Source organism: Streptomyces sp. NBC_00582 (assembly GCF_036345155.1).
In the GTDB taxonomy this organism is placed as follows: Bacteria; Actinomycetota; Actinomycetes; order Streptomycetales; family Streptomycetaceae; genus Streptomyces.
In genome coordinates this window covers 9,660,528-9,676,490 of the sequence record NZ_CP107772.1, presented here as the reverse complement: position 1 = coordinate 9,676,490, position 15,963 = coordinate 9,660,528, and the positions used below count along the sequence as shown (strand labels likewise).

Genomic DNA, 15,963 nt, shown 5'->3' with positions numbered 1-15,963 from the left:
CCGGGGCGGGCCGGAGCCGGACGGCCCCGGCCGACGCCGTCAGCGCACGGCGGGCGGCACGTTCGCCGAGGTCACGTTGACGGCGGCCCAGGCCTTGTTCACCGTCTTGAACTCCACGCTGTCCTGGCCGTACAGGTCCCGGGCCGCCTTCAGCGTCGCGACGCGCGCGTCGTGGAAGTCGGTGGTGGAGACCATGTAGCGGGTCAGGGCACGGTAGAAGATCTTGGTGGCCTTGGCCCGGCCGATGCCCTTGACCGCGGCACCGTTGTAGGTCGGCGAGTCGTAGGTGACCGCGCCGATCCTCTTCTGGCCGCTGCCCTCGGCGAGCAGGTAGTACGCGTGCGAGGAGACGCCGGAGCCGGCGTGGACCTCGGTGTAGTACGTCTCGGGCGACCAGTAGTCGATCGCGCCCTCGAGGACGTCCAGGGACGGCTGGTCGAGGCGGCGCAGGAACTTCTGGTCCAGGCCCAGCTTCTCGCCGACGAGGTAGTTCGGCGGGTTCTTGGGGTTGTTGGCGCTGAACTCGACATTGGAGCCGAAGATGTCCGCGAGGGACTCGTTCAGCGACCCCGGCTCGCCGTACTGGTTCCCGTCGCCGTCGACGAAGGTCGGCTCCAGGCGGGCGGTCGCGTCGACGACACCGTGGGTGAGCTCGTGGCCGGTGACGTCGAGGACGACGAGCGGCTTCTTGAACATCTCGCCGTCGCCGTCGCCGTAGAGCATGCAGTCGCAGGCCGGGTCCCAGAACGCGTTGGCCACCTTGTTGCCGAAGTGGACCATGGCGCGGGCGCCCTTGCCGTTGTTCTCGATGCCCTTGCGGCCGAAGGTCTTCTTGTAGAAGTCCAGCGTCTGGATCACGCCGTACTGGGCGTCGACGGCGGCGCTGGCGCGGCTGGAGACGGCGCCGTTGCCCCACTTGTTGGTGGTGCTGGTGAACTTCGTGCCGCGGGCGAAGTTCTCCTGCTCCTTGTTCTTGGCGTCGCGGGTCTCGGTGCCCCAGTGGGTGGGGTCCTTGAGCAGATAGCTGCGGGCCGCGGTGCGGGTGGTGGTGAGCGGCACCTTGCCGACGAACAGGGAGCTGCCGGTGCCCTTGGCGGTCTGGGGGTAGCGGGCGGCGGGAGCCGAGGAGGCCGCGGTGAGCCCGGCGGCGAGCGGGGCGGTGCCGGTGGCGGGGTCGAGGGTCTCGCCGCGCTCGCGCAGGGTGTCGATCAGGCGGGGCGAGAGGAACTCGTCGCTGTCGGGCGTGTTGCTGCGCACCTTGCCGGTGACGGCGTCCACGACGACCGTGCGGGAGCCGCCGGCCTCGGTGGTGTCGCTGCCGGTCACCCGGACCTGGTACGCGAGGGCGGAGGCGCCGCCGCGGGCGTCGACGACGAGTTCGGCGCTCTGCGCGTCGCCCTTGGCCACGGCGGCGGCCTTGGCCTCGGCCTCGGCGGCGGTCAGCCGGGCCCGCACGGTGGCGGGCGCGACCTTGTGGTCGGCCGCGCGGGTCACGCCGGCGTAGGCGAGGCCCCGGGTGAGGTGGACGACGAGGTCGCCGCCGAGGACGGCCATGCCCTGGTGGGTGCGGACGAACCGGACGTGCCGGGCGCCCTCGGGGTCGATCAGCACGTCCTGCGGCTGCAGTTCGTCGTCCTGGCCGACGCCGGTGGCAGAGGCGTGGGCGAAGGCGGCGGCGCGGGCGGCCCGCACGACGGCGGTGCCCTGGGCGTCGGCGGTGGTCGTGGCCCGCGTCTCCCCCGCGGACGGGCCCGCGAAGGCCGTGCCTGCCAGCCCCGTGGCAGCCGTGGTGACGGCGACGGCGACGGCGAGCATGCGTATGGGTGCTCTACGCAAAGGTGAGGGTTCCTTCGTTCAGGCGGCCGGGGTCCCCAACCGCCGTGAGACATGGCGCCGTTGGGCGCCACGGGGGCTGGTCGGGCCCCGGAGCCCCACCCTTACGGATGAGTCATGTGCATGTAAAGCCGAAATCATCGCTTTACAAGGGCTTCATGGTGATACTTGGCGAATCCGCGACGCACGGTGATCGACGAGCGACGAACTGTGAGTCGTCTGTGGAGATGTGACACGACGGCAGGAGGTTCCCCCAGGTGCATGTGACGGATCTCGCATCGAAGACCCGCCGGCGCAGCCGGCTCGGCGGTCTCGCGGCGGCGGTGTGCGCGAGCGCGGCCGCGCTGTCCCTCCTGCCGGGCCCGGCGGCGGCCGCCGCGCCGCCGCAGCCCGACCTCACCGGCCTGCGGAGCGTGCTGCGCTCGGCGGTGAGCCAGGGGGCGCCCGGCGCGATGGCGCGGCTGGACGACCACGGCACGGTGCACCAGATCGCCACAGGCGTCGCCGACCGGCGCACGGGGCGGGCGCTGAGCAACGCCGACCGCTTTCGCATCGGCAGCGTCACCAAGACGTTCTCCGCGGTCGTCCTGCTGCAACTCGTCGACGAGGGCAGACTGGTGCTGGACGCGCCCGTCGACCGCTATCTCCCGGGGCTGCTGCCCGACGGCCGGATCACGGTCCGCCACGTGCTGAGCCACCGCAGCGGTCTGTACGACTACAGCGACGACCTGTTCGCCCGGTCCGTCTCCGGCTTCGAGGCGGTCCGCACCAAGGTCTTCACCTACCGGCAGTTGGTGGACCGCTCCCTGCGGCACGCCCGTACGAGTGCCCCCGGCGGCGCCTACTCCTACTCCAACACCAACTTCGTCGTCGCGGGGATGCTCATCGAGAAACTGACGGGCAAGCCCGTGGCCACCGCGTACCGCGAGCGCATCATCGAGCCGCTGCGGCTGGGCGACACCTTCTACGTCCACCCCGGCACGGCCCTGCCCGGCCGGTACACCCGTGGCTACCTCACCCCGGACACGGCGGGCGGGGCGCTGGTCGACGCGACCCGGCAGACGGTCTCCTGGGCGCAGAGCGCGGGCGCCCTGATCTCCAGCACCAAGGACCTCGACACCTTCCTCTCGGCGCTGCTGCGCGGCCGGCTCATGTCGGCCGGCGCCCTGAAGGAGATGCGCCGCTGGGTCCCGGCGGGCGGCACCCAGTCCTACGGGCTCGGGCTGCGGCGGCGCCGGCTGTCGTGCGGGGTGTCCGTGTACGGGCACACGGGCGCCGTGCAGGGCTACTACACCTACGCCTTCACCTCCGGCGACGGCCGGCGCAGTCTCGCCGCGCTCGCCAACGCCTCGAACAGCTCCCGGGTGCACACGGCGATGCTGCGCACCCTGGAGGCGGCGTTCTGCGGGAAGGACGCGACCCGCAGCGGTGCAGCGGCTCCGAGGGACGCGGCCGAGGACACGAGCGGGCACGGACACCGCACGGGAACCCGGGACGCCCAGGTGTCGTTGTCCTGACACCACCCCCGGGCGGGGTGCGTTCGACGACGACGGGGCGAGGACACCAGGGCGGCAGGATGAGCGAGTTGGTCCCCGGCGGCAATCTGCCCCTCCCGGGCGGCGTCCTGACCGTCCGGGTGCCCGGACCCTTCGACGTGTGCGCCCTGGTGAGCGACGACGGCGGAAAGGTCGGCGGTGACGCCGACTTCGTCTTCTACAACCAGCCCACGGCGCCCGGGGCGGCACTGCGGGGCGACACGCTCCGCCTGGAGCCGGACCGGCTGCGGGCCGGTGCGACCCGGGTGACGGTGGTCGTCAGCGCCGCCGAGCCGGGTACCCCGCTCGCCCGGCTGCCCGCCGCCACCCTCCACGTCACCGACCCGCACGGCCGTCTCCTCGCCCGTTTCACCCCGCCCTCCCCGCGCCGGGAGACGGTCCTGCTGCTCGCGGAGGTCTACCGGCGGGGCCCGGTCTGGAAGCTGCGCGCGCTCGGCCAGGGCTACGCGGACGGACTGGCGGGGCTGGCCCGGGACTTCGGGGTGGACGTCGTCGACGACACCCCGGCCGGGGGCGGGGGACCGACCGGCCCGTCGGGAAGCGCCTCTTCGCCGGGAGCGCGCCCGTCCGGCCACCTCCTCCCGTCGGCACCCGCCGGCTCGTCACCGACCCCCTTCGCCGACTCCGACGGCTTCCTGGCCCTGGTCAACTCCGCCCGCGCGTCGGCCGGTTCACCGCCCGTCGCGCTCGATGCCCGTCTGGCGTCGGCGGCCCGGGCGCATGCCGCCGCCATGGCCGCGGCCGGGCGACTCGGGAGCGAGGGACCGGACGGCGTCTCGCTGTACCAGCGGGTCACGGCCGCCGGGTACGCGTATCTCGCCGTGGGCGAGCACCTGGTCTCCGGTCCGCGCACCCCCGCCGAGTTCGTCGACCACTGTCTGCGCCACGACCGGGCGGGCCGCACCCTGCGGGACCGGGCGTTCAGCCACGCCGCTCTGGCCCGGGCGACGGACGCCCGCGGCGGCACGACGTACTGGACCGCGCTGTGGGCCGGCCCGCTCACCGCGGACGGGCTGGCCCGTACGACCGCCGAGGTCATCGGCCTCACCAACCGCGAGCGCTCCCGGGCGGGGCTGCGGCCCCTCGCCGTCGACCCCCCGCTCACCACCGCCGCACAGGCGCACTGCGCGGACATGGTGGCGCGCGCCTTCTACGCGCACACCTCGCCGGAGGGCACACAGCCGTGGGACCGGGCGGCCGCGGCGGGCTCCACGCGACGGACGATCGGCGAGAACATCGCCTGCGGCCAGCGCTCGGCCGCCGAGGTGGTGGAGGGCTGGATGAACAGCCCCGGGCACCGCGCCAACATCCTCAAGCCCGCTTTCACCCATATCGGCGTCGGCTACGCGGGCGGCGGCCCCTCGGGCACGTACTGGACCCAGCTCTTCGGCGCCTGACACCCCGGCGGCATGCGCGGCGACGGCAAAGGAGAAATCCCCCGTGACGGTATCCGGTCGAAATGCGCCGTGACCCACGAGAGCGCTTTCGCGTATAGCACGATCGCGTTGCCCGGATCTTGTTTACCCCTGGTTACACGGCCGGACGGCCCCCGGTAATTTCTTTCCTCGCACATACGAACGGCGTCCTTGAATGAAAGACAGGAATCGCGCCGGAGTCGTGGTCCTTTTGAACGCACCCCCACGCGTCCCCCGTACTTCTGGGAAAGGGAGAACACCCGGGGGTTCAGCGAAGGATGACCATGGTCAAGGCGCATGTCTCCACGCACGAGTTGGTCGCCGGAAGGTACCGGCTCCTCGACGTCGTGCACCGCGAGACCAACCGGGTCAGCTGGTACGGCGAGGATGTGCAGGGGGCGCGCCCGTGTCTGGTCACCCGGGTCGGTCTGCCGCCCGGCCTCGGCGAGGAGGAGGCCTGCCAGGCGGCCGACCGGGTGGTGCGCATGTCGGAGACGATGGCCCAGGTGTGCCCCGGCCGGATCGCCACGGTCGTCGACGCGACGGCGGAGGGCGGCTCCCTGTGGACGGTCACCGAGTGGATCGACGGACTGCCGCTCGGTCAACTGATGGACCAGAAGGGGCCGTTCAGCCCGGCCCGGGCCGCCTCGATCGGCCTGCAGCTGCTCGACGTCCTGGAGGCCGCGCACGGCGAGGGCATCACGCACGGCGAGCTCAGCCCGGGCCAGGTGTTCGTCCGGGCACAGGGCCCGCTCGTCGTCACCGGCTTCGGGCTCGCGGGCACGACGCTCGTCCCGAGGCTGGCGGCGCTGTCGTACGCCTCTCCCGAGCAGGCCCGTGACGAGCGGATCGGTCCGGCCGCCGACCTGTGGGCGCTGGGCGCGATCCTCTACACGATGGTCGAGGGGCGTCCGCCGTACCGCGACCGCGACCGGCCCGAGAGCACGCTGCGGGGCGTGGACCGGCTGCCGCTGCGCACCCCGCTGCGGGCGGGCCCGCTCACCCCGACCGTGCAGGGGCTGCTGCGCAAGGACTCGCGGGAGCGGCTGACGCGGACGACGGTCCGTCAGTCGCTGACCCGGGTGGTGGAGGAGGACCCGCACGCCGTGCTGCCCGCGCCCCGGCTGCGGCGGGCCTGTGCGGCGGCCCGGCACATCGGGCCGCAGTGGAGCGGGCGCGCCATGGCCGCCGGGACGGCGCTGGCCGTCGTGACGGTGGCGGTCGCCGCGCTCGCCGTGACCCACCAGCTGCCGGGCACCGAGGACACGGCGGCCAGTGGTGCGCAGGCCCAGCCGTCGGTGTCGACCGCCCCTTCCGGGGAGGACGCCGATGCGGGCGACAGAGCCACGGCGGCGCCGAGCGCGCCCGTCTCCGCCGCACCCTCGCAGTCCTCCGGCACCCCGTCGGCCACACCGTCCTCCCCCGCGGCCTCCATCGACGCGCTCCCGGACGGCTACCACGTCTACCGCGCGCCCGAGGGCTTCTCGGTGGCGCTGCCGCGGGGGTGGAAGCGGCTGGACACGCGGCGGCAGGGCGATGTGGCGTACCGGGTCACGTTCGGCGCGGACGGTGATCCGCGCACCCTCGCGGTGACGTACAGCACGCAGGCCGGTCCCGACCCGGTGGCCGTCTGGCGCGAGGACGTGGAGCCGTCACTGAAGAAGCAGGACGGCTTCCGCCGGATCGGCGACATCGAGGCAACGACGTACCAGGGGTACAAGGCCGCCGACATGGAGTGGCTCGTCGACGTCGACGGCACACGGACGCGTACCTTCGGGCGCGGCTTCCTCCTGGGCGGGGGCCGGAGTTTCTCCCTGCGCTGGACGACGCCGGCCGCGGACTGGGACAAGGCCGCGAACCGGAAGGCCCTGGAGACCTTCCTCAAGACGTTCCGGCCGGACTCGGGCTCCTGACCCGGCTCAGCCGCGCGGGGCGCGCAGGGCGCTCAGCGGGCCGGGGTGCAGCGGTTCGGTGTCCCAGTGGGCGGTGAGGGCGTGGTCGGTGAGCGAACAGGTGACCCGGAGGCGGTGCGGGGTCTCCAGGAAGGCGACGTCCACGGCCAGGGTGGCGCCGTCGGTCCAGCCTCCGCCCACGGCGGTGGCCGGCGGCACCTCGCTCACCCGTAGGCCACCGGGCCCCATGGGCAGTTCCAGGCGGTCCTCGCCCTCGATCAGGGTCAGGGTCCAGCCGTCCGTGCCGTCGGTGACCCGGGCGGCGGTCAGGCCCGGCTGGTCGGCGCAGACACCGCCGCGCGGGGTGAACACGGCCCCCGACCACTCCCCCGCCCGCTCCGGTGGCGCGGGCGCACCGGGCGCCGGGGGCAGCGCGAGGCGCGTCAGGCGCTCGGCGAGGGCCGCGTCGGCGCTCTCCGCACGCGGGTCACCGGTCAGCGGCGCGGACCGGAAGGCGGGCAGCAGATGCTCCCAGACGAGCGTGAGGTAGGCCTGCATGTCCCGGGTGGCCGAGGTCGCCGCGATCACGGCGTCCTGCTCGGGCAGGACCAGGCAGAACTGGCCGTAGGCGCCGTCGCCGCGGTAGCCGTGCCGGGAGCGCCAGAACTGCAGGCCGTAGCCGCGGTCCCAGTCGAGTCGGTCCGCGTCCGCCGTCGGACCGGAGGTCGGGATGTGCGCGCGGGTCGCCTCGGCGGCCCATCCCTTCGGCAGCAACGGCTCGCCGTCCCAGCGCCCGTCGTCCAGGTACAGCAGGCCGAGCCGGGCGACGAGGTCGGTGGTGCCGTGCAGTCCGCTGAATCCGAGCTCGCGTCCCGTGCCGTCCGTCAGCCAGCCGACCTCGCCGGCCCCGAGCGGGTCGAGCAGCCGGGGGCGCAGATACGCGGTGAGCGACAGCCCGGTCACCCGCTGCACGACCGCGGCCAGCGCGTAGGTGCAGGGCTGGTTGTACGCGAACACCCTGCCCGGGTCGCGGTCGGGCGGCAGCAGCAGGAAGCCGCGCAGCAGGTCGTCGGGGTCGAGCGCCTCCGCCCGGTCGTACGTCTCCTCCTCGTGCCCGCTCGCCATCGCCGCCACGTCCCGCACCCGGATCGCCCGGCTGCGCGGGTGGGTGATCTCCGCGTCGAGCTCCGGGAAGTACGAGATCACCGGGTCGTCGAGGCTCATCAGCCCCTCGGCGACGGCGAACCCGGCGGCCGTCGCGGTGAAGCTCTTGCTGAGCGAGTACAGCAGATGGAGCCGGTCGGGGGTGTACGGCCGCCACCAGCCGGAGGCGACCAGGCGGCCGTGGCGCAGGATCATCAGGCTGTGCGGCTCGATGATCCCGGACGCCTCGACGGCGTCGAGGAAGGAGAGGACGCCGGACGCGTCCACCCCCTGGGCGGACGGGGCGCTGGACGGCAGCGGGCGGGCGGTCATCCCCCTATCCTCCCTCCCGGGCCGCGCGATGATCGACCGGTTTCCCGCCCGGGCGGCCGGGGACTCGGGGCGTATGGTGCGAATCGGATACACGATGATGACCGAGCAGGCCGGCCCGCGTGAACTGGTCGGCCATCTGGTGCGGGCCGAGGAGGCGGGTTTCGATTTCTCGGTGACGTCGGACCACTACTTCCCCTGGCTGCGCACCCAGGGCCACGCGCCGTACGCCTGGAGCGTGCTCGGCGCGGCGGCGCAGGCCACGTCGCGCATACCGCTGATGACGTACGTGACGTGTCCGACCTTCCGCTACCACCCCGCGGTGGTGGCGCAGAAGGCCGCGACGATGCAGCTGCTGTCCGGGGGCCGCTTCCGGCTGGGCCTCGGCTCCGGGGAGAACCTCAACGAGCATGTGGTGGGCGGTGGCTGGCCGTCGGTGGACGTCCGGCACGAGATGCTCCAGGAGGCCGTGGAGATCATCCGGGCGCTGTTCGAGGGCGGGCATGTCACCCGGCACGGCCCGCACTTCGACGTGGACTCGGCGCGGCTGTGGGACCTGCCCGACGAGCCGCCGCCGATCGGCATCGCGGTGTCGGGCGAGCGGTCGTGCCGGATCGCGGGCCGGCTCGCCGATCTGGTGATCGCGACCGAGCCGAAGTCGGGTCTGCTGGAGGCGTTCGACCGGTACGGCGGCGAGGGCAGGCCGAGGGTCGGGCAGCTTCCGGTGTGCCACGACCGGGACCGGGACACGGCCGTGAAGCGGGCGCATGCCCAGTTCCGCTGGTTCGGCGGCGGCTGGAAGGTGAACTCGGAACTGCCGCACCCGGACTCCTTCGAGTCGGCGACCCAGTTCGTGACCCCGCAGGACGTGGCCGCCTCGATCCCCTGCGGTGACGACCCGGACGACTTCGTCGAGGCCGTACGCCCGTACGCGGAGGCCGGGTTCACCGAGATCGCCCTGGTGCAGATCGGCGGGAACACGCAGCCGGAGTATCTGGACTGGTCGGAGAAGACGCTGCTGCCCGCGCTGCGGGAGGCCTTCGGCTGAGCGGCACCGCCGGGTGGCAAACCAGCGTCAACGGGTGCATATAGGCTGCCGGTCTGTACGTTCGTCCCTCCCGCAGCCTCCCGAGGAGACCATCCGTGACCCTGGCGATCGACCTGCCCGAGACGTCCGCCGAGGACGGCCCCGCGCCGCTGTCCGACCTCGTGGCCCGTGACGCGCGGGAGTTCGGAGTCTACGCGCGCACCGGAGGCTGGGCGTTCGGGCTGATGGTGGCGCGCAGTGTGCGGCCCGGCGGGCAGGGCGCCGAGGAGACGCCGAAGGTGTCGGCGAAGGAGTTCGCCGAGCTGGCGGGCTGCTCCGCGGAGCGCGTGATGCGCTACTACAAGGCGTGGGACCGGGCCGCCGACGACGGTCTCGTCCCGCACTTCGAGGAGCTGGAACCCGGCCAGGAGGTGGAGCTGCCGGACGCCGAGGTGTGGCTGACGTACTACGTCTCCCGCAGCAGCGCCACCTCCGAGCGGGGCACCGCGATCACGGAGGCGGCGGAGGCCGAGGGCATCCGGCCGACCAAGGCGCTCGAGGTCGCGGAGAACCCGACGGCCCTGCGCGCCGCGATCCTCGCCGACCCCTCCACCGCCCGCGCGGCCCGCGCCGCGCTGCTGGACCGGATCAAGGAGGACCCCGAGCTGCAGTCCGCGCTGGCCCGGGACGTCGTGCGCACCGACGACCTGAAGAAGGCCGTGGCGACCGAGAGCCGCTCCGCCGACCGCATCGGGTACGTCCGTCAGATCGCCGAGTCCGGCCAGGTCAAGACGCCCGCCGGGCAGACCATCGACGCGCCGGTCGAGCTGCGCCGGGAGGCCGAGCGGCATCTGTCGCTGATCGACGAGCTGGACGAGGGCGAGGACGCCGGCGAGTGGGCGACCGAGGCCTACGACACGATGAAGCACCTCGTCGTGGAGACCGTCGAGGCCGACCCCGAGCTGCGGGTGCGGGAGCGGCGCACGAGGTTCTACAGCAGCCTCCAGAGGGCGACGAAGGTGTTCGAGGAGCTGACCTTCGACGACGCCGAGGAGTTCGTCGAGGACGACATGGTGCAGCAGCTCGAGGAGCTCCAGCAGGCGATCGTCGCCTGCATCGTGTCGCTGCGCGGGGCGCGTGGCGGCGCGGGAGCAGCCGAGTAGAGGTCGGCGCGTCAGCTCGAGGTGTGCCGGTGGCGGGCCCACAGCGGCAGGCCGAACCAGCACAGCAGATACCAGGCGACCACGGCGACGACCAGCCAGATCGCGTGGTCGCCGTGGGTCGCCACGCGCAGGATCAGCAGCAGGGCGCAGGTCATCGTGGCGAGGAGCAGCAGGAGACCGACGAAGGTCAGCCGGGAGGCCCAGGCCACGGCCTGCGGTTTGATGCGCCGGCCGGAGACCACCCGGTGCAGGGACACCGGTCCGATCAGAGCGCCGGTGGCGGAGGCGCCGAGCACGACGGTCGTGATGTAGATGGCCTGGTCGGTGTCGCTCAGGGTGACGTACTTCGGGGTGAACACCACGGTCAGCAGGAATCCGAAGAGGATCTGGACCCCCGTCTGGGCCACCCGGACCTCCTGGATGAGGTCACCCCACATCCGGTCGGCCCGCTCGTCCTCGGTCTCGTCGCGTCCCGTTCGGTGCTCTGCGTGCCCCATGCGGCCCGGGTAACCCGGGCCGCCGATCTTCAAACGGACGTCGACGTCACTACCAGCGGGTCTCGACCTGGGCCTTGATCCGCCGGTCGTAGAGGTCCCGGATGGCCGTCAGGGTCTCCTCGGACAGTTCGGGCAGCCGGGCGGCGGCCGCGTTGGCCCGGGCCTGCTCGGGCGAGCGGGCCCCCGGGATCACCGTGGTCACCCCGGGCTGCTGGACGATCCAGCGCAGGGCGAGCTGGGCCGGGGTGTACCCCTCGGGGGCGAGTGCGGCGAACTCGGCGGCGGCCTCGACGCCGGTGACCCAGTCGACGCCGGAGAAGGTCTCGCCCTGGTCGAAGGCCTCGCCGTGCCGGTTGTAGGTGCGGTGGTCGTTCTCGGGGAAGACGGTGTCCTCGGTGTACTTGCCCGACAGCAGACCGGAGGCGAGCGGGACGCGGGCGATGATGCCGACGCCGGCCTCGCGGGCCGCCGGGAGCACCTCGCGCAGCGGCTTCATGCGGAACGGGTTGAGGATGATCTGGACGCTGGCCACCCCGGGCCGGGCGATGGCGGTGAGGGCCTCGGCGGCGGTCTCCACGCTGACGCCGTAGTGGGCGACGCGCTCCTCCTCGACGAGGGTGTCGAGGGCGTCGAAGACCTCGTCGCGGGAGTAGACGGGGGTGGGCGGGCAGTGCAGCTGCACCAGGTCGAGGCGGTCCACGCCGAGGTTGCGGCGGGAGCGGTCGTTCCAGGCGCGGAAGTTGTCCAGGACGTAGTTCTCGGGGATCTGTTCGACCCGGCGGCCCATCTTGGTGGCGACCAGCACATGCAGATCGGGGCGGCCGCTGAGGAAGGTGGCGATGGTCTGCTCGCTGCGCCCGTCGCCGTAGACGTCGGCGGTGTCGAAGAAGGTCACCCCCGACTCGGCCGCCGTCTCCAGCACGGTGAGGGCTTCCTTGTCGTCGACGTCTCCCCAGTCGGCGCCCAGTTGCCAGGTGCCGAGACCCACGACGGACGCATGCTGACCCGACCTGCGAAATTCGCGCTCTTCCATGGCGCCAGTCTGTCATCCGTCCCTGCCCGGCGCTGAATCGGCGGGTCCGGCGGCACGGCCCTGCCCGGCCGCACGAAGAGCGGAGAATCGTTCACTCACACGGGTGATCGTGTTCGAGGGAAGAGGCCTCCGTGTCGAAAGACGCCTAGCGTGAGCCCGTGACTGATCGTTCAGTGAGCAACTTCCGACCGGAACACCCCTCCTGGACCCGGCGCGGCTTTCTGCGTTCCGCCGCCGCGCTGGCCGCGGTCCCCGTCCTGGTGGCCGCGGATCCGGCCGTCGCGGCGGAGGAACTGCCCGGCTTCCCGGCGGACGTGGCGCTCTTCCGCACCGCGTACCGCAACTGGGACGGCGAGATCACCGTCACGGGCCTGTGGGCCTGTGCGCCCGAGGATCCGGACCAGGTGGTCGAAGCCGTCAACTGGGCCTGGCGGAACGGCTGGACGGTCCGGGCGCGGGGTTCCGCGCACGGCTGGTCGCCGCTGACCGTCCCGGCCGGCACGGCCGCCGACGCCCGGATCCTGCTCGTGGACACCGCTCCCCGTCTCACCGGCCTCTCCCTGGACTCGACGAGTGAGGTGCGCGCCGGCACCGGGGTGACCCTGGAGTCGCTGCTCACCTTCCTCGAAGGACACGGACTCGGGGTCACCGCCTCGCCCGCGCCCGGGGATCTCACCCTCGGCGGGGCGCTCGCGATCGACGCGCACGGCACGGCGGTGCCGGCGCGGGGCGAGGAGCGTCCGCCCGGGCAGACGTACGGCTCGCTCAGCAACCGGGTGCTGGAGCTGACCGCCGTGGTGTGGGACGCGGACGCCGGGGCGTACGCGCTGCGGACGTTCCGCCGCGACGAGGCGGACTGCGCGGCGCTGCTCACCCACCTCGGGCGGTCACTGGTGACCGAGGTGGTGCTGCGGGTCGGGGCGAACAGCGATCTGCGGTGTGTGAGCCGTACGGACATCCCGGCGAAGGAGCTGTTCGCGGCGCCCGGTGCCGCGCCGGGGCGGACACTGGCGGGCTTCCTGGAGGCCGAGGGGCGGGTGGAGGCGATCTGGTTCGCGTTCACCGAGTTCCCGTGGTTCAAGGTGTGGTCCGTCGAACCGACGAAACCGCTCACCTCGCGGCGCGTGACCTCGCCGTACCCCTATCCCTTCTCGGACAACGTGCCGACGCCGGTCGCGGACCTGGCCGGGCGGATGGTGTCGGACGCGGCCTGGTACCTGGCGCCGGTGCTCGGGAACGCGCAGCTCGACGCGGCCTCGCTGGGGCTGGTGGCGACGCTGTCGGCGGACGTCTGGGGGCCGTCGAAGAACACCCTGCTCTACATTCGGCCGACCACCTTGCGGGTGCACGCCAACGGGTACGCCGTACTGACCGCCCGGGACCAGGTGCAGGGTGTCGTCGCGGCGTTCACCTCCTTCTACCGGGAGCGGCTCGCGGCGTACGCGGCCCTCGGGCGCTTCCCCGTGAACGGCTCGGTGGAGATCCGGGTCACCGGGCTCGACGATCCCGCCGAGGCCGGCCTCGCGGGCGCGCGGACCCCGTCGCTCTCCGCGCTGCGGCCGGACCCGGCGCACCCCGAGTGGGACACCGCCGTCTGGCTGGACGTGCTGACCCTGCCCGGGACGCCGTACGCCGAGGCGTTCAACCGTGAGGTGGAGCGGTTCCTGCTGTCGGCGTACGACGGGACACGTGCCCGTACCCGGGTGGAGTGGTCGAAGGGGTGGGCCTACACGGACGAGGCCGCCTGGAGCGACGAGGAGGTGCTGGGGACGGCCGTACCGGAGTCGCTCGGCGCGGCGTGGGGCGAGGCCGCGGCCACCCTGGACCGGCTGGACCCGCACCGGGTGTTCCACGCCCCGCTGCACGAACGGCTGTTCCCGGCGCCCGGAGCTAGGGCGTGAGCTGGGCCTGGACCGTCGGGCCGTAGTGGTCGACGATCTCCTCCACGGACATCGCCCGCAGCTCCTCGCCCCGTGCGATGCCGAACATCACGCCCAGGCCGATGAGGGTCGCGAGGGCGAGTTCGGCGCGCAGCCGCGCGTCGGGGCCGCCCAGGCGGGCCGCGAGGGGTTCGGCGACCTGGGTACGGAAGTTGGCGCGCAGGATGTCGCCGTGGTCGCCGTGCAGGGGCGCGAAGACGATGCGCAGGACGGGGTCGGCGCCGCGCTCGCGCTGGCCGGCCACGACATGCCGGACCATGTGCCGGCCCAGCTCCTCGACCGGCGCGTCCAGGAGTGCGGCGGCGTCCTCCTCGAAGGACATCACCCGGGCGAAGAGGGCGTCCTTGTTGCCGAAGTACTTCAGGACCAGCGGCGGGCTCACCCCGGCCCGCTCGGCGACGGCCTTGAGGGTGATGTCCGCGTGGGCGTGCCGGGCGAGGAGGTGACGGGCGGCCCGCAGGATGGCCGTCTTCGTCGCCTCCGCGTCACGGCGGGCGGGGGCGGCGGAAGCGCCGCTGGACGCCGGGGACGGGGAGCCGGTGGAGGGGGGTGGCGGAGTACCGGGTGCGGTGTTCACGGCACTCATGCTCCCTCCCTCGCCTCCTCGCCGACGGCGGGGGTGCTGTCGCGGGTGGGCCGGGTCTCCTCGGACTTCGGGTCGCCGGGGATGGTCAGGGCCACCGCACAGGCCGCCAGGGCGATCGCGCCGGCCAGGGCGAACGCCAGCAGATAGCCGTGCAGGGTGGGCACCGGGACGCCCCCGACGAGGCTGGTGTGGTGGACGAGGACGGCGGCGACGGCGGCGCTGGAGACGGCCTGTCCGATGGTGCGCATCAGGACGTTGACGCCGTTCGCGGAGGCGGTCTGACCGGCCGGAACGGCGTGCAGGATGAGCGCGGGCAGCGCGGAGTAGGCGAGGGTGGTGCCGGTGGCCACCACCGCCGCGCCCACCATGATCATCCACAGGTCGCGGCTGTCGGCGATGCGCACGGCGTACCCGGTGGCGATGACGGCGGCGCCCAGCGCCAGGGTGACCCGCGGCCCCCGGGCCGCCGAGATCCGTGCCGACAGCGGGGAGAACAGCAGCATGGTGATGCCCCCGGGCAGCAGGCACAGCCCGGTCTGGACGATGGAGAGCCCCAGCCCGTAGCCGCTCGCCTCGGGCGCCTGCACGAGCTGCGCGGTCACCAGGGAGTTGGCGTAGAACGCGAAGCCGGTGAGCAGCGCGGCCACATGGGAGAGGCCGACCCGGGGCCGGGACACCAGCCGCAGATCCACCAGCGGCCGCTCGGCCCGCAGTTGCCGCCACCACCACAGGGCGAGGACGACCACGGCCCCGAGGAAGAGGCCCACGATCCGGGCGCTGCCCCAGCCCCACTGCCCGCCCTGGGAGACGGCGAGCAGCAGACAGACCAGCCCGGCGGCCAGCCCCAGCGCGCCCGACACGTCGAAGCGGCCGGGCTCGCGCACGGGTGACTCCGGCACCGCCCAGGCGATCAGCGCGACGCCGGTCGTGCCGAGGGCGGCGGTGACCCAGAACATGGTGTGCCAGTCGGCGTACTGGATGACCATGGCCGCCGCGGGCAGTCCGAGCGCGGCGCCGATGCCGACGGTGGAGCTCATCAGCGCGATCGCGGATCCCCGGCGCTCCGGCGGCAGTTCGTCGCGCAGGATGCTGATGGACAGCGGTACGACCGAGGAGGCGGCGCCCTGCAGGGCCCGGGCCGCGATCAGCAGGGTGATGTCCGAGGTCAGCGCGCAGATCACCGAGCCGGCGGCCATCAGGGCGAAGGACAGCAGCAGGACCCGGCGCTTGCCGTACATGTCGCCTGCGCGGCCGAGGACCGGGGTGAGGACGGCGCCGGAGAGCAGGGAGGCGGTGACCATCCAGGAGACCGCGGCGGGCGAGGCGCCGGTCAGCCGGGGCAGATCGGGCAGCAGGGGGACGACGACGGTCTGCATGACCGCCATCAGAATCCCGCAGTACGCCAGGACCGGGATCGCGAACCTGGCCCTGGGGCCGGAGTGTTCCCTGGTCGGGGCGGGTATCGGGACGGGCGACGCCATGGGGACTCCAGCGGCCGACACAGAGGCGAAAGATGGGTGAATGTGAATTCACCGTAGCAGTGAATTC

The 15,963-nt window shown here is 73.1% G+C and carries 12 protein-coding genes; 6 read left to right on the top strand and 6 right to left on the bottom strand.

Annotation, left to right across the window (positions count from 1 at the left end; genetic code table 11):
• Positions 1 to 39 precede the first annotated feature (39 nt).
• The gene (locus OG852_RS43790; RefSeq protein WP_133914381.1) at positions 40 to 1,836 is read right to left on the bottom strand and encodes a M4 family metallopeptidase; all 1,797 of its coding nucleotides are present in this window, start codon (positions 1,834 to 1,836) and stop codon (positions 40 to 42) included.
• Positions 1,837 to 2,156: 320 nt separating this feature from the next.
• Here OG852_RS43790 and OG852_RS43785 point away from each other — a divergent pair, with 320 nt between their 5' ends.
• From OG852_RS43785 to OG852_RS43775, 3 genes are all read left to right on the top strand, one after another.
• Positions 2,157 to 3,350, top strand: a complete 1,194-nt coding sequence (locus OG852_RS43785) for a serine hydrolase domain-containing protein (RefSeq protein ID WP_208117230.1) — start codon at positions 2,157 to 2,159, stop codon at positions 3,348 to 3,350.
• A gap of 59 nt (positions 3,351 to 3,409) precedes the next feature.
• Positions 3,410 to 4,786 carry a CAP domain-containing protein gene (locus tag OG852_RS43780; RefSeq protein ID WP_330350789.1) on the top strand — a complete coding sequence of 459 codons (1,377 nt, stop codon included), beginning with the start codon at positions 3,410 to 3,412 and terminating at the stop codon, positions 4,784 to 4,786.
• Between the two features lie 296 nt (positions 4,787 to 5,082).
• Complete coding sequence (locus OG852_RS43775; RefSeq protein WP_133914384.1) at positions 5,083 to 6,717, top strand: serine/threonine protein kinase; 1,635 nt, start codon at positions 5,083 to 5,085, stop codon at positions 6,715 to 6,717.
• Positions 6,718 to 6,723: 6 nt separating this feature from the next.
• Here OG852_RS43775 and OG852_RS43770 read toward each other — a convergent pair whose 3' ends face one another.
• Complete coding sequence (locus OG852_RS43770; RefSeq protein WP_330350788.1) at positions 6,724 to 8,172, bottom strand: serine hydrolase domain-containing protein; 1,449 nt, start codon at positions 8,170 to 8,172, stop codon at positions 6,724 to 6,726.
• 73 nt (positions 8,173 to 8,245) lie between these two features.
• Here OG852_RS43770 and OG852_RS43765 point away from each other — a divergent pair, with 73 nt between their 5' ends.
• Both OG852_RS43765 and OG852_RS43760 read left to right on the top strand, forming a co-directional pair.
• Positions 8,246 to 9,217, top strand: a complete 972-nt coding sequence (locus tag OG852_RS43765) for an LLM class F420-dependent oxidoreductase (protein WP_330350787.1) — start codon at positions 8,246 to 8,248, stop codon at positions 9,215 to 9,217.
• 95 nt (positions 9,218 to 9,312) lie between these two features.
• A complete protein-coding gene (locus tag OG852_RS43760) occupies positions 9,313 to 10,359 on the top strand; it encodes a hypothetical protein (protein WP_330350786.1) in 1,047 nt (348 codons plus the stop codon).
• A gap of 11 nt (positions 10,360 to 10,370) precedes the next feature.
• On the opposite strand, the gene OG852_RS43755 is transcribed toward OG852_RS43760, so the two are convergent.
• Positions 10,371 to 10,856: a DUF6328 family protein gene (locus tag OG852_RS43755; RefSeq protein WP_133914388.1), complete on the bottom strand. Its 486-nt coding sequence runs from the start codon at positions 10,854 to 10,856 to the stop codon at positions 10,371 to 10,373.
• A 49-nt stretch (positions 10,857 to 10,905) separates the two neighbouring features.
• Complete coding sequence (locus OG852_RS43750; RefSeq protein WP_133914389.1) at positions 10,906 to 11,889, bottom strand: aldo/keto reductase; 984 nt, start codon at positions 11,887 to 11,889, stop codon at positions 10,906 to 10,908.
• A 158-nt stretch (positions 11,890 to 12,047) separates the two neighbouring features.
• Between OG852_RS43750 and OG852_RS43745 the strand changes: the two genes are divergently transcribed.
• Positions 12,048 to 13,790, top strand: a complete 1,743-nt coding sequence (locus OG852_RS43745; protein WP_330350785.1) for a cholesterol oxidase substrate-binding domain-containing protein — start codon at positions 12,048 to 12,050, stop codon at positions 13,788 to 13,790.
• Here the strand turns inward: OG852_RS43745 and OG852_RS43740 are convergent.
• Complete coding sequence (locus OG852_RS43740; RefSeq protein WP_330350784.1) at positions 13,780 to 14,415, bottom strand: TetR/AcrR family transcriptional regulator; 636 nt, start codon at positions 14,413 to 14,415, stop codon at positions 13,780 to 13,782. The two genes, OG852_RS43745 and OG852_RS43740, sit on opposite strands and share 11 nt — an antisense overlap.
• Positions 14,412 to 15,896: an MFS transporter gene (locus OG852_RS43735; protein ID WP_330350783.1), complete on the bottom strand. Its 1,485-nt coding sequence runs from the start codon at positions 15,894 to 15,896 to the stop codon at positions 14,412 to 14,414. Before OG852_RS43735 ends, OG852_RS43740 begins: the two co-directional genes overlap by 4 nt.
• Positions 15,897 to 15,963: the final 67 nt, after the last annotated feature.